At 61.4% G+C, this 14,431-nt stretch carries 9 protein-coding genes, 1 tRNA gene and 1 pseudogene; 8 read left to right on the plus strand and 3 right to left on the minus strand.

Annotated features, from left to right (window positions below; all coding sequences use genetic code 11):
• Positions 1-169: 169 nt before the first annotated feature.
• Together HMPREF1287_RS10105 and HMPREF1287_RS10115 are read right to left on the minus strand one after the other, a co-directional pair.
• Positions 170-1,387 (minus strand): annotated as a pseudogene (locus HMPREF1287_RS10105) (IS3 family transposase).
• A gap of 177 nt (positions 1,388-1,564) precedes the next feature.
• Positions 1,565-3,544, minus strand: a complete 1,980-nt coding sequence (locus HMPREF1287_RS10115; RefSeq protein WP_023016694.1) for an FAD/NAD(P)-binding domain-containing protein — start codon at positions 3,542-3,544, stop codon at positions 1,565-1,567.
• Between the two features lie 262 nt (positions 3,545-3,806).
• Here HMPREF1287_RS10115 and HMPREF1287_RS10120 point away from each other — a divergent pair, with 262 nt between their 5' ends.
• The 6 genes from HMPREF1287_RS10120 to HMPREF1287_RS10145 all read left to right on the plus strand — a co-directional run bounded on the left by HMPREF1287_RS10120 (position 3,807) and on the right by HMPREF1287_RS10145 (position 11,205).
• Entirely contained in the window at positions 3,807-6,221 is a 2,415-nt protein-coding gene (locus HMPREF1287_RS10120) for an excinuclease ABC subunit UvrA (protein WP_023016695.1), read from the plus strand.
• Positions 6,222-6,300: 79 nt separating this feature from the next.
• Positions 6,301-7,053 (plus strand): hypothetical protein, encoded by a 753-nt coding sequence (locus HMPREF1287_RS10125; RefSeq protein ID WP_023016696.1) that lies wholly within the window; start codon positions 6,301-6,303, stop codon positions 7,051-7,053.
• A 103-nt stretch (positions 7,054-7,156) separates the two neighbouring features.
• A complete protein-coding gene (gene menD, locus HMPREF1287_RS10130) occupies positions 7,157-8,779 on the plus strand; it encodes a 2-succinyl-5-enolpyruvyl-6-hydroxy-3-cyclohexene-1-carboxylic-acid synthase (RefSeq protein WP_023016697.1) in 1,623 nt (540 codons plus the stop codon).
• Positions 8,780-9,229, plus strand: a complete 450-nt coding sequence (locus HMPREF1287_RS10135; RefSeq protein ID WP_005281108.1) for a DUF3592 domain-containing protein — start codon at positions 8,780-8,782, stop codon at positions 9,227-9,229.
• A gap of 60 nt (positions 9,230-9,289) precedes the next feature.
• Positions 9,290-10,489: a glycosyltransferase family 1 protein gene (locus HMPREF1287_RS10140; RefSeq protein ID WP_023016698.1), complete on the plus strand. Its 1,200-nt coding sequence runs from the start codon at positions 9,290-9,292 to the stop codon at positions 10,487-10,489.
• Positions 10,490-10,500: 11 nt separating this feature from the next.
• Positions 10,501-11,205, plus strand: a complete 705-nt coding sequence (locus tag HMPREF1287_RS10145) for a demethylmenaquinone methyltransferase (RefSeq protein WP_023016699.1) — start codon at positions 10,501-10,503, stop codon at positions 11,203-11,205.
• Between the two features lie 16 nt (positions 11,206-11,221).
• Here HMPREF1287_RS10145 and HMPREF1287_RS10150 read toward each other — a convergent pair whose 3' ends face one another.
• Positions 11,222-12,490 carry a geranylgeranyl reductase family protein gene (locus tag HMPREF1287_RS10150; protein ID WP_023016700.1) on the minus strand — a complete coding sequence of 423 codons (1,269 nt, stop codon included), beginning with the start codon at positions 12,488-12,490 and terminating at the stop codon, positions 11,222-11,224.
• A gap of 98 nt (positions 12,491-12,588) precedes the next feature.
• Here HMPREF1287_RS10150 and HMPREF1287_RS10155 point away from each other — a divergent pair, with 98 nt between their 5' ends.
• Both HMPREF1287_RS10155 and HMPREF1287_RS10160 read left to right on the plus strand, forming a co-directional pair.
• Positions 12,589-13,593: a polyprenyl synthetase family protein gene (locus HMPREF1287_RS10155; protein ID WP_023016701.1), complete on the plus strand. Its 1,005-nt coding sequence runs from the start codon at positions 12,589-12,591 to the stop codon at positions 13,591-13,593.
• Positions 13,594-13,703: 110 nt separating this feature from the next.
• Positions 13,704-13,785, plus strand: a tRNA-Tyr gene (locus HMPREF1287_RS10160).
• The last annotated feature ends 646 nt before the right edge of the window (positions 13,786-14,431 follow it).

Below are 14,431 nucleotides of genomic sequence, written 5' to 3' on the forward strand. Positions count from 1 at the left end.
ACTTTAGATTTGCAGAAAGTAGTGAGTGTGATGTCGGCGAGTAAAGATTCCGGTTCATGTGGGCAGCGGGTGGGCTATATCTATGTCTCGACGGGACCTGACCCCATTTGGTGGACACCTGATTGGGGTTGCCCGCAAATCGTGGACACGTAGTGGAGCTACCTAGTGGTTAGGCAGCGATTTTTTCTTCGTTTCTGGTTTGGGTGATGTGGTTTTCGAAGTCGACGGGGCTGACCATCCCGAGAGCGGAATGCCGGCGTCGACGGTTGTAGACGACTTCAATCCAGTAGGCAACGGCCTTGCGGGCGACATCGCGGGTTGGCCAGCGCTTCCGGTCGTAGAACTCGGTTTTCAGCGTCGACCAGAACGACTCGGCCATCGCGTTATCGAAACACACTCCGGTACGCCCTACAGATTGAGCAATGCCCAGGTTGCGGCACACCTCCCAGAGCTTCTCGCTGGTAAATTGCGTCCCACGGTCGGCGTGAAACACCAGCCCGTCAGGAACGTCACCGCGCAGTGTATGCGCCATCCGTAGGGCTCGTTCGACCAGGGAAGTATCTTGCACGCTATCCATAGCCCAGCCCAGTACCCTGCGGGAATGACCATCGCGGACCGCACATAAGTACAACCAGCCCTCGCCGGTGCGCAGGTAAGTAATATCTGACATCCACACCCGGTTAAGTTCACCGGTATCAAACATGCGCTTGACCAGGTCAGGAAGACTTGACTTACGCTTAGCTTGGATCGTTGTCACCGGCACAAAAGCACGCGGTGAAATCCCTTCAATTCCCATCAGACGCATCCGCTTAGCCACAGTCTTGCGATTTACACTGATCTGGTAGCGCTCGGTGAGTTCTGCGGTAATCCGCGGGGCACCATAGACCTCGTCGGAGTCTTTCCAGATCTGATGAATCTTGCGATCGACATCATCGTAAAAAGATGTCCGATCATCTTTACCGGATAAGCGTTTCTGCTGCATATGGGCCCATTTGTAGTATCCAGACCGAGATACCTTCAAAAGGCGTGCCATGCGCTTGATACTGAAATTAGCCTTGCTCTGGCTGCATCAATTCGAACTTTTCTGATCGCGTTGCTGTGCGGCGAAGAAGGCTGTCGCTTTTGACAAAAACTCGTTATCCATCTTGGCTTCTGCCAGCTCACGACGCAGACGAGCATTCTCAGCACGAAGATCCGCCTCACTTAGCCCATCGAAGGATCCTCGGCGTTGACGCTCATTTTTCACCCACCGACCTAAAAGGCCAGGTGCGACACCAATCTCCTTAGCCACATGAGCAATCGGGCGTTCTGACTCGATTACCAGGTTCGCGGCTTCACGCCGGTACTCCGGCGTGTATTTCTGGCGTTGTTGACTCACAATGAACATCCTCTCTTACGGACACAAAATCCGCACTAATCGGGTGTCCACCACATGGGGGTCAGGTCCGAACGCAGATAAACATAACCTGCCCCAGCATGGGGCTAGGAGTATGAATCCTGGGCTCCTCCGAACGGAACTGCTAACAGCGTAATGGGCAGGCGGTTGCCTGCCCCTCGCTGCTAGCTACGCTTGCCCCGCGAAGGCTACCTGGGCCGCGTGCACGGCGGCCTTATCGGCTTCCTGGATGAACCACGAATCCGTGCCGGGAATCGGCGGGGCCAGGGTGGTATCTGGGTACTCGGCGTGGGCGGGGATTCCTACGAGGTGTAGGCGCTCATCCACGGTGCCGTCGGCGTTGTGGACCTGGCGGGTATCGGGGTCCTCGGCAGGCGAGCCGGTAGGTACCTCGATGCCATCGCGCGCGGTTTCCGTAAATGCGCGCACACGCCCGGATTCCACGAGGGAGTGCATAAAGGAATCGTGCGGGGTGCGGCGGATATCGGGCTTGTGCACCCAGGCATCGAGAAGCGTCGTGCCCGGAATGCGCTTGCCGCCAGAGGCGCTGGAGCTGATGGTCCATTCGCCGGTGTCGGCATTCGTACCCAAGACGGGATTGCCGCCGACGAAGCTGACAATGCCGGCATCGACAAGCGCCAGCAATTGCTGCGTGCGGAAGGGCGGCGGGCCGGAGCATGTGGTCTGACCCAAGGAAATGGCCTTATCGAACATGTGGTGGCGCGACTCCAGGGTATAGCGGCCCTCGGCGCCCAGGACCTGGGTGGGTTTGCGGGAGAAACCGACCGACCACAAAGCGGCGCGCACCGGGCTATCCGGGCCCTTCTGGGCCTCTGCCAGGTCCTCGCACAGGCTCTGTGCGATGTGCTCGGTGAGCTCTTGTTGGCTGGAAAAGTCCTCCGTGAGCAGGTGCATCCAGCGCAGTAGGCTGAAATCCTTGGTGGTGTGGCGGTGAATGACCTCATCGAGCTGGGCCAGGCCGTTATAGGCCACACCAGCATCTACCGGGGTGGCATCGAGGTCAGTGATGATCTCCTCGCGGGAGGTGCGCAGGCTCTCCGGCTCGACGCGGGCGAGGGTATCGATATAGGCCTGGTAAGCATCGCGGGCGACCGCAGGCCACACCTCGGTGTCATAGTTAATGGAGCGCGCGCCCGTGCGGTGGGATAGCTCGGCGACTACCTTCTTCAAGCGCGGGATTTCCGCGGCCGGCGGCAGGGAGCCTTCATCGGATTGCGGTAGGAAGGGGTACCCGCGCCGGGAAGCAGCCGCAAAGGTGGGCTCGGTGCCGGTGGCCTCATAGCGCATGCCCCAAGGCTTGGAGGAATCCTCGACGAACTTCCCGCCGCGGCCCACGGTAGACAGGATGAGGATATCGAAAAAGCCCATGCCAAGCCCGCGCACGAGGACCTTTTCATTGTCCTTGATGGAGTCAACGCCCTGGTCAATGGGGTTATCTGCGCGGATCCAGCGCAGGCTGGGGTTTTCTTCCAAGGTCTTTAAGATCCACCGCTCGTTTTCGGTATAGCCCTGGTTCTGCCAGCCGGTGACCGCCAAGGTGGAGCCGGCCTCAACGGTGGTGTCGTTATTAAGGTGCAAAATATCCGCGCCATCGCGGGATTCAATATCCACCACGCGGGCGTGGTGTTGCTTGACCTCTACCCATTCCGGTACGTCCTGCAAGACGGAGTGGAAAACCCACAGGATGTAGTGACCGTAGAGAGCGCGCGGCAGATAGGATTCGGGGCGCAATTTCTCCAGCTCTGCACGGCCGAATTCCTCAAGCGCCTGTGGATCGAGCGGGTGGGTAGCGGCGTAATCGCGGGCGCCGGCGGGCACGTTGGCATCGCCAAGCGTCAGGCGGATCCACTCGTAGATGGTGGGGCCTTCAACCACTGGGGCCTCCACGGTGGAGCCGGGTTCAGAAAACAGCGTCATGCCGTGTGCGAAGGTATTCATGCACAGGTACTTGGGCTGGTTGATATCCCAAATCTTGCCGCCGCCGTGCTGGGCATCATCGATGAGATGAAGCGTCAGCTTTTCTGGCGGGTGAGACACAGTATTGAGTTGTGCCACGAGGCGCTCGAGGACGGAAATGCCGCGGGGGCCAAGTCCAATCAGCGCGATGGATGAAGTGTTATCGGTCAACGCGGAGCCCTACCTTCTAGCTTATAGACCAAGCGGAATCGTCATAATAGACAATGAAGTCTATCAGTTGGGGCGCTGGCTAAATATGCACCGCCTGTGGCTCGGTGGCGGCAGGGCGCGCTCGCCAGCCGGAACACTCCGGGCGGGCGTGAAATTAATTTTTGGCAGGCGGAGCGGTAGACAGATCGGTAGGCAATGCGCGGCGGGGGTGGCGGGCCGAAGCGTTGCCTTAGGAAGCTGGTGCGCGGGTAGGATTGTGGTCATGACAATCAAGGTTCGCGATGCCCACTTACACAACCTGCGCAACGTCGATGTGGATATGCCGCGCGGCCAACTCGTGGCGGTGACGGGAGTCTCCGGTTCCGGAAAGTCCTCCCTGGCCTTTGGCACCATCCACGGGGAAGGGCAGCGCCGCTACCTGGAATCGGTGGCGCCGTTTGCGCGCCGGCTCATTAGCTCCGCGGTGGACCCACAGGTAAGCCAGGTGGAGGGCTTGCCGCCCACGGTGGCGCTGCAGCAATCCACCTCTGGCGGCGGGGCGCGCTCCACGGTGGGCACGGTCTCCGCGCTATCTAATAGCGTGCGCTTATTGTACTCGCGCGCCGGGGATAACCCTGAGGGCCTTTACTCTGATGCCTTTTCCCCAAATACCCCAGAGGGCATGTGCCCGCAGTGCCAAGGCGCGGGCGTGGTGCACGAGCCCACCGAGCAATCGATGGTGCCCGATCCCACCTTGTCCATTGAGGAAGGCGCCATTAAGGCCTGGCCCGGTGCGTGGGCGGGCAAGAATTTTCACGATATCCTCATGAACTTGGGCTATGACCTGGATTCGCCCTGGCAAGACCTGCCGCAGGAAGATCGCGACTGGATCCTATTTACAGAAGAACGCCCCGTGGTTACCGTAAAACCGCTGCGCGGCGCGGACCAGATTCAGCGCAATTATGAGGGCACGTGGCGCTCGGTGGCCAGCTACCTCACCAAGACGCTGCAGGAGACCCAATCGGAATCGCTGCGCAAGCGCACGTTGTCCTTCATGGAATCCCGCGAGTGCGATACCTGCCACGGCCGGCGGTTGAACCCGCGGGCGCTCAAGGTGACGTATGCGGGAATGAGCATCGACAAGCTGGGCGCGCTGCCGCTGGACCAGGTCTATGAGGTGCTCAGCGCGCAGGAGCCGGAGGAGAATTCCGCGGAGGATCTACTGCTCAAGCAGGTCCTGCCGGCGCTTACCTCCGCCCTGGAGCTGGGGCTGGCGCACCTGAGCCTGGACCGGCCCACCCAGAGCCTCTCGGCGGGTGAATTGCAGCGCATCCGGCTCGCCGCCCAGCTGCGTTCCGGCCTCTTCGGCGTGGCGTATGTGCTGGACGAGCCGTCTGCTGGCCTGCACCCCGATGAGCGCGGGGCGGTGCTGGACATGTGCCGCCGGTTTATTGACGCCGGCAATTCGGTGCTGCTGGTAGAACACGATATGGATCTGGTGGCCCAGGCGGATTGGCTCGTGGACGTTGGCCCCTACGCCGGCGAGGGCGGCGGCAAGGTGGTCTATTCCGGTCCGGTCGAGGACTACGACGCCGATACCCCCACCGCCCGCGCCTTGGCGCAGCGTGAGCTCGCGCTTGCCGATGCCCCCCGTACCCCCTCCAACCACCTCCGCCTGCGCGGCATTTCCGCGCGCAGCATCGACGAGCTCGATGTGGACTTTGGCCTGGGGCAATTTACCGCTGTTGCCGGGGTCTCGGGTTCCGGCAAGTCGACGCTGGTAAGCACCGTGCTGGCAGAAACCCTCAAGGAATCCGCCACCGCCGTGGCGGATGAGGATAAAGATGATGCAGACGAGGGCGGCCACGAGTTCTCGCTTGCCGGGGTAGAGGGCCTGGATAAGGTCTCCCGTCTGGTGCAGATTTCCCAAAAGCCCATTGGCCGCACCCCGCGGTCCACGCTGGCCACCTATACCGGCCTTTTCGATAACGTGCGCAAGCTCTTTGCCTCCACCCCGGAGGCCAAGGAGCGCAAGTGGACGGTCTCGCGCTTTTCCTACAACGTCAAGCAGGGCCAGTGCCCCACCTGTGGTGGCGCAGGAAAAATCGAAGTAGAACTGGTCTTTTTGCCGGGTTCCTATACCACCTGCCCGCAATGCGGCGGTGCCCGCTTCAACGATGAGACCCTCGAGGTGACCTGGCACGGGCGCAGCATCGCAGAGGTGCTGGAGCTTACCGTGGATGAGGCCGCAGAGTTCTTTGCTGAGGAACCAAAGATCCATCGCGCCATCGCCACGCTGCAGGCCGTGGGCTTGGGCTACCTCCGCTTAGGGCAGGGCGCACCGGAGCTTTCCGGTGGCGAGGCGCAGCGCATCAAGCTCGCCACGGAATTGCAGCGCTCCCGCAACTCGCGGCGCGGGCACACGGTCTACATGCTGGATGAGCCCACCACCGGCCTGCACCCGGCCGATATTGCCCTGCTCAATGCGGAGCTGCACAAGCTTGTCGATGCCGGGCATACCGTGATCGTCATCGAACACGATCTCAACGTTCTGGCCAGCGCGGACCGCATCATTGAGATGGGCCCTGGCGCCGGTGCAGACGGCGGGCAGATCATCGCTGATGCCACCCCAAGCCAGCTGGCTGCTGAAGATACCGCGACCGGTAGGGCGCTGCGGGCGCGCCAACCTCAGGGCTAGCACCCTCTCCCTCGGTTCGGCGCTGGCATCGGGGAGATTCCCTGGGATCTCACAGGAAAATGATGTACATCTGGTAGGCATGACAAATAATGGCTTTGGTGAAAACGGTTCCAATGGCCGAAAAGGCTCTCATGATGATGGCCGCGGCACTGACGAGACCCGCCAGTGGTCTGGCCCGGCCGAGGATGCCACGCGCCAGATAGGCCGCGTCCCAGATAATGCGGCCGGTAACGCCCGCAACCAGCGACCACAGCAGTATTTCCCGGGCGCGCAGCAGCCGCAGAATGAGACGCGGCAATTCGACGCGAACGCCGATTACCAGCAGAATTACCAACAAAACTACCAGCAGCCCGGCGGGCAATATGGCCAGCAGCAGTACGGCCAACAACAGTATGGCCAGCAACAATACGCCCAGCAGCAGTATGAGCCGGTGCCGTCGGACTATGACCCGGACCAGCGCGGCAGGGGAAAGAAAAACGGCGGGATGGCCGGGGTCTTTGCCGCCATCGCCGTGGTTGCCATCTTGGCGGCGGGCGCCCTGTTTTTCTTGTGGCGCAATGCCGCGAGCGATGCCGATAAGCCCGCGCCAGAACCGGTGACGGAAACCACGACCACGCAGGTGCCCACCACGGTGACTGAAACCGAGGATGCGGGCCCCGGCATCTCTGAGCGCTTGCGCAATCTGCCAAAGCTGCAGGACGAACTCCCTGAAGATATTCCTACCGAGCTGCCACCGGAAATCCAGGACCGCCTGGAAGAAGGCGATGACCTCGACGTGGAGCGCCTCTTGCGGGATCTCTTTGGCAATAGCGGCAACCAGCAGCAGGGCTAGGCAGTAGTAGCGGCGGCTTGGCACGGCGGCTCGGCGGCGCGGCAGGGCGCGGCGCGATTGCCGATTCCCAGCCGCTGCGCCGCAATAGGTAAAATCTGGCAGCATGAATGAATCGATGCAGCTGGCTGAACAGGTGGCCGCCCAATTGGCGCGCCACCTTACTGATGTGGTGCTGTGCCCGGGATCCCGCAACGCACCGCTGTCCCTTGCGCTCTTGGCGCGCGAGGATATCCGGGTGCATACGCGCATTGATGAGCGCGGCGCTGCGTTTACCGCCTTAGGCATGGCGCGCGTGCAACACCGCCACGTCGGGGTGGTGATGACTTCCGGCACGGCCGTGGCCAATACGCTGCCCGCGGTGGTTGAGGCGCACTATTCGCATACCCCGCTGGTCATAATCAGCGCGGACCGCCCGGAGCGGTTGATCGGCACCGGCGCCTCCCAAACCATCGTGCAAGATGGCATCTTTGGCGTCTATGCGGATACCACCCAGGTCAACGCGGAAGAGGATATCGCCGCCCTTGCGGAGCGGTTTGAGCGCGACCTCCAGGTGCATATCAATATTGCCTTTGACGCACCCCTGGTAGGAGATAGCCTGCCGGAGCGGGTAGGCGGCGATGGCACCCGCGCGGCCACCCCGCGGTTTTATGACCACGGCGAGGTCGCTGTGGACTTGAGTAAAAATACCCTCGTCATCGCCGGCGATGAGGCCTGGGAGGTCGAGGGCTTAGAAGACGTACCGACCATCGCGGAGCCCTCCGCGCCGGGACCGTTCCACCCCGTGCACCCGGCCGCGGCGCACATTTTCCGCAAGGCGCAGGTCTCTGCGAATGACTACGTGGTCAATACCAAGGTTGAGCAGGTCATCGTGGTGGGCCACCCCACGCTGCACCGCGGCGTGCTCGCGCTGATGAATGACCCGGATATCGACCTGGTGGTGCTCTCGCGCACGGCGGACTTTACCAACCAGCGCGGGGATAACGCGCGCCTTGGCACCACCGTCAAGGTCACCGGGGAGCCAAGCCGCGAGTGGCTCAAGATTTGCGAGGGCGCGACCGACATGGCCAGCGAGGCCGTGCGCGCAACATTGGAGGAAGAAGAGCTCGGGTTTACCGGACTGCACGTAGCGGCGGCGGTAGGCGATACGCTTGCGGTCAATGACGCGGTGGTCCTCGGCGCCTCGAATCCGGTGCGCGATGCCTCCTTCATCGGTATGCCCTTTGACGGCGTGGATACCTACGCCCCGCGCGGGGTGGCCGGCATCGATGGCACAGTGTCCCAAGCCATTGGCGTCGCCCTGGCCACGCAATCGCTGGATCCCACCAATTGGCGCGCCCCACGCGTGATGGCCCTGGTAGGGGATGTGACATTCCTGCACGATGCCAATGGGCTGTTGATCCCGGAGGACCAGCCGCGGCCGGAGAACCTCACCATCGTGGTGGCCAATGACAATGGCGGCGGCATCTTCGAGACCCTGGAGCAAGGCGCGCCCGCGCTTCGCGATGCCTTCGAGCCGGCCTTTGGAACGCCGCATGGGGTGGGCATCGGCAAGCTGGCAGAAGCCTATGGTGCAGACTACCGCCTGGTGACCACCCCGCAGGAGCTGCTGGATACCCTGGCAGAGCTCAAGGAATACTCCACGGGCATTACCATCGTGGAAGCGCAGACCACCCGTGCCACGCGCCGGGCGCTGCAGGATAAGCTCACGCAGAAGGTGGGCCAGTAAGTGTCCCCGCGCTATAGGCCCGCGGTTTTTCGGCGCCGGCTGCACCAGCTCGTGCTGGCCGTCTATGTGGCGCTGATCGTGGGCTCGGTGGGCCTGGTGGTAGGGCCCTTCCTCAATGACCGCGCCATTTCCGCGCAGCCTAGCCGGGCCTTAGCAACGGTCAAGGACGTCGGCGCGCTGCGCACCACCGTGGATTTTCAAGATAGCGACGGGATCTATCATTCCCCGCGGCAAGGATTGCTCTATCCCACGGACCTGGGCGAGGGCCAGCAGGTATGGGTGCAATACGCCGAGGATAACCCGGATTTGGTGAAGGTAGAAGGCCGCGAGTGGACCTTGGCGGTCATACCGGCACTGTCCGTGGCGGTTGTGTCTACGCTTGCCGCCGTGGGTTTGTGGCGGCTTATTACCGTGACCACCCGCCGGGCTGAAAATCGCGCTGAAAAATAATTTACCCAGATTTTTCATTGGATTCACCAAAGGCCAAGAAAAATAGGCCATTATGGTGGCATGCGAGTTGCAATCGTGGCCGAATCGTTCCTCCCCAATGTCAATGGCGTGACAAACTCGGTGCTGCGCGTTTTGGAGCACCTGCACGAAACCGGACACGACGCGATTGTCATCGCTCCCGGTGCCCGCGAGGGGCAAGAAGAAATCCCCGATTACTTGGGCTTTCCCATCTACCGCGTGCCCACCGTGCGCGTGCCGCTGGTGGATTCGCTGCCGGTGGGCGTGCCGACCACGGCCGTGGATGACGCGTTGCGGAAGTTCAAGCCCGATATTATCCACTTGGCTAGCCCATTCGTGCTGGGTGCGGCGGGCGCATTTTCGGCCCGCCAGCAGCGCATTCCGGCAGTGGCGCTTTACCAAACCGATGTCGCAGGCTTCGCCACCAAGTACCATGCCTCCGCCTTGGCCTACGCCGTGTGGGAGTGGCTGCGCACGATCCACAACTCTTGCCAGATGACCTTGGCGCCATCCTCGCTGACCATCCGGGATTTGGAAAAGCACCACATCAAGCACGTGCGCCACTGGGGCCGCGGCGTCAATGCCGAGCTTTTCCATCCCCAAAAGCGCTCTGCTAGCCTGCGCCGCAGCTGGGACCGGAGCGGAAAGAAAAACATCGTCGGCTTCGTCGGCCGCTTAGCCGCGGAAAAGGGCGTGCACCGGTTGTCCGCCCTCAATGGCCGCGAGGATATTCAGCTGGTTATTGTTGGTGACGGCCCAGAGCGCCCTCTGCTGGAGGCACAGCTTCCTAGTGCCGTGTTTACCGGCGCGCTCAGCGGTGAGGAGCTGGCGCAGGCCTATGCCTCGCTCGATGTTTTTGTGCACGCCGGCGAATTTGAAACCTTCTGCCAGTCCATCCAGGAGGCCCAGGCCTCTGGCGTGCCCACCATCGGCCCGCGGGCAGGCGGGCCCGTGGACCTTATCCAGGAAGGCTATAACGGCCTGCTTTTAGACGTAGATAGCTTTGTTGAGGACCTGCCCAATGCCGTCGATGCGCTCCTCAACCCGGAGATACATGTGGAGTTGCGGGATAATGCCCGCGCCTCCATTTCTTCGAAGACGTGGACCGCGCTGTGCGAGCAGCTGGTGGGTTATTACGAAGAGGTGTTAGAAGATACCCGCCGGGTGCCGCTGACCATTTTGGGGCAGCGCCCGGAGCTGCCGCGGTGGGCGGCTCGTGCCCTTGGGGCGCGCGTAGCCTAGACTAGGCATTTGTGTCTAAGGCAGATCTGGATAAAAAGCCCTTCGACGTCGCGCGCATGTTTGACGCCGTCGGCGAAAAATACGACCTCACCAATACCGTCTTGTCCTTTGGGCAGGACAAGCGCTGGCGCAAGCGCACCCGCGAGCGCCTTAACCTGCAGCCGGGGGAAAAGGTCCTCGACCTCGCGGCCGGGACCGCGGTGTCTACAGAAGAGCTGTCCAAATCCGGTGCGTGGTGCGTAGCCTGCGACTTTTCGCGCGGCATGCTCGCCGCCGGAAGCGAGCGCGACGTGCCCAAGGTGGCCGGCGATGGCATGAAACTGCCCTTTGCGGATAATACGTTTGACGCCGTCACCATTTCCTATGGCCTGCGCAATATCCACGATTACGAGCTGGGGCTGCGGGAAATGGCGCGCGTGACCAAACCGGGCGGGCGCCTGGCGGTGGCGGAATTTTCCACCCCCATCGTCCCGGTATTTGGCACCGTGTACAAGGAATACCTCATGCGCCTGCTGCCCCCAGTAGCGCGCGTGGTTTCCTCCAACCCGGATGCCTATATTTACCTCGCGGAATCCATCCGCGCTTGGCCTGGACAAGAGGAGCTGGCGGCGGCCATCAACCGCAATGGCTGGGCCAACGCGGGCTGGCAAAACCTCACCCTGGGCATCGTCGCCTTGCACTCGGCAACGAAGCCGCTTGCCGATGCCCCACAGTAAACCTCTTGCAGCCCTCCTAGACCGCCGCGGTGGAGGCCCACAGGGGCGTATCGCGCCGGACGGCCCCTACGGTGCGGCCGGCCGTGCGCCACAGGCGGGCGATAAGGTCGCGGTCCTCCTCCGTGATGAGGTTGCCCATGAGGCGGGCCGCCGCGGGCATCAGCAAGCGGCCCACCGGCCCGCGCAGCGCCAATGGCCCCGCCACGGGCAGGAATTGCGGGTAGGTCAACAGGCGGGCGGCCGTGTGCGCGAGCAGGAAGGATTCGCCGTAGTGCTCGCGCAGGGTGGCCGGCCACGCGAGGGTGAAATCCTTCGGGCCGAGCATGGCTACTGCGAGCGCTGCCGTCTCGAGGCCGTAGTCGATGCCCTCGCCGTTTAAGGGGTTGACGCAGGCGGCGGCATCGCCAATGAGCATCCAGTTGGCCCCCGCTACATCAGAGACCGCCCCACCCATGGGCAGCAGGGCAGAGGTGACGTGTTCGATGTCCCCAAGGCCCCACTCCGCGCGCTGCTGGGCGGCGTAGAACTCTAGCAACTTTTTGGTATTAATCTTGGCCGGCCGCTGCGCGGTCGATAGCGCGCCGACGCCGATATTGACCTGCCCTAGCTCTGCACCCAACGGGAAAATCCACCCGTAGCCGGGCTGGACTGCATCATCTTCATCTTTTAATTCCACGTGCGAGTGCATCCACGGCTCGGTTGCTTGAGGGGAGGCGGCATAGGAGCGCGCGGCGATGCCATAGACCTCGTCCCGGTGCCAGGTGCGGCCCAGTTGCTTGCCAAAGGTAGAACGCACGCCATCAGCCACGATGAGCCATTTCGGCCGAATAATCTGCTTGCCAATGCGAAACGAGGTCACGCGGTTGCCCTCTATGACCGGGGCGCTCGCGGGGGTACCAGAGATAAGCGTGGCCCCGGCGGCGGTGGCGGCCTCTACCAGCTGCGCATCGAGCCTAAAGCGCGGCAGGGCGGTGCCCACCTGGGAAGGATAGGTCTGCGGCCACGGGGCGGTGACGTCCCCGCCGTAGCCGTGCAATTTAAGTCCGCGGTTGCGGTAGGCGGCGTTAACCGTGATGCCGAGCTTGTCTAGCTGGTGCATTGCCCGTGGGGTGAGGCCATCGCCGCAGGTTTTATCGCGGGGGAAGGTGGCTGAATCAATGAGGACAGTCTCATAGCCAGCGCGGGCGGCGTGGATGGCCGCGGCACTTCCTGCGGGTCCTGCACCGATGATGGCGACTTCGACAGGGCGGGGGGAATCGATCTGTTCCGACATAGGGACTATCATTGCACTAGTTCAACCCCTCAAGTGTGTTAAGGGGGCTGGTTTGGACTACGGTAGATAAACGATTATCTCTGGCTTTTAATTGCAAGGAACGCTATTTAATGACTCACGGCCACTCGCATGCCACTCACGTGGATCTTGGTGATCCACAGCTTAATGAACGCATTGGCGCGGGCATGGAAGCAGTAGAAGAAAAGCTGCGCAGTGAAACTGACCGCGGCCAGGACTTCTTGAAGGACAAGGTAAGCCATCTGTCCAAGGCAGGCGGCAAGCGCTTTCGCCCGATGATGGCCCTGCTTGCCTCTGAGTACGGCACCAAACCGGGCTGTGAAGAGGTTATTAAGTCCGCCACCGTTGTGGAGATGGTGCACGTTGCTACCCTGTACCACGATGATGTGATGGATGAGGCGGACCGCCGCCGCGGCGTGGAATCCGCCAACTCTCGGTGGAATAACTCCGTAGCCATCCTTGCCGGCGATGCCCTTTTGGCGCACGCCTCCCGCCTGATGAGCCAACTAGATACCCATACCGTGGGTCACTTTGCGGATACCTTTGAAGAGCTGGTGACCGGCCAGATGCGCGAGACCATCGGTGCCGGCGAAGCCAACCCCGTGGACCACTACATGGCCGTTATTCAGGAAAAGACCGCGGTGCTTATCGCCTCTGCCGGCTACCTCGGCGCGTATCACTCGGGCGCCTCGGCCGACCACGCTGCGGCCCTGTATCGCATCGGCGGCGCCATCGGCATGATCTTCCAGATCGTGGACGATGTCATTGATATCTTCTCCGACCCGAAGGACTCCGGAAAGACCCCGGGAACCGACCTGCGCGAGGGTGTCTTTACCCTCCCCGTCCTCTACGCCTTGGAAGAAGACGGGGAGGTGGGAGACCAGCTGCGTGAGCTGCTGACAGGCCCCCTAGAAACCGATGCTGAGGTCGAGCGTGCCATCGAGCTCCTGCGCCAGTCTGGCGGCCGTCAGAGGGCGCTAGAGGACATTAACGCCTACCTGCGCACCGTAGAAGAACAGCTTTCCGTGTTGCCGGAAAATTCCGCTAGCCAAGCGCTGCGCCAGCTCGCGGATTACACCGTTCGCCGCGTGGGCTAGCTGCTTGTTGGTGTCCCCTCCTACACACCCCATTTCTCCCCGCTGCGCTGGCGATTTGGAGGTAGGTGGGTGCTTCATAGTAAAGTACATACACGCACCACAGAGTGCATGCCAGGTTGCCCGAGCGGCCAAAGGGAGCGGACTGTAAATCCGCCGGCATTGCCTTCAGAAGTTCGAATCTTCTACCTGGCACAACACAGAGCCCCACAAGCACAAGCTTGTGGGGCTTCGTCGTGGTTAGCGCGATGGAGTGACTCCATCGGCTTGGGCCAAACGACAAAAGGGAATATTCCAGTTATGTCTTGCGAAGGGCAATCGAATTTTTTATCATTTACCTGAGTTTCTTCCTATTTGGGAATTTAGAAGGAGGTTTTCCTTATCAATGAAACTGATAAGAGTGGATACTCCGCTGAAGTAGTAAATAGTATTGATCGTAAAGAAGCAGACACGGTGTTTGTAGAAAGCCCGAATAGCGGAGAAGAAGCTCTGCTCACTTCAAAGACTCTCAACACTGGAGGGAAAGTAAACATCGAATACTCGGTTGGGGGGCGACCAGATCACTGCAAAGTACTCGACGAATGTTGATCCAGAGTTGGTTGGCGTAACTCTCATTCAGGCTCGGTCTGCTGCTGGGTGTGCGGGGGCTGTCCTTCTAGGGGGCGCAGCAACTGTGGGATCCGCACTCGAAGTCGCGTCCGCGCCGCTCACAGTCCCTATTGGGCCTACGATGGCTGCGGCTACCATGGCAACCGGATCTGGTCCTATCGTAATAGCCGCTGACCGGTGCGGATAAATATAAGTAACACGAAAAAGTAAGGGATAAAAATGGGTCTTGGAC

Source organism: Corynebacterium sp. KPL1986 (genome assembly GCF_000477975.1).
Lineage (GTDB): Bacteria > Actinomycetota > Actinomycetes > Mycobacteriales > Mycobacteriaceae > Corynebacterium > Corynebacterium accolens.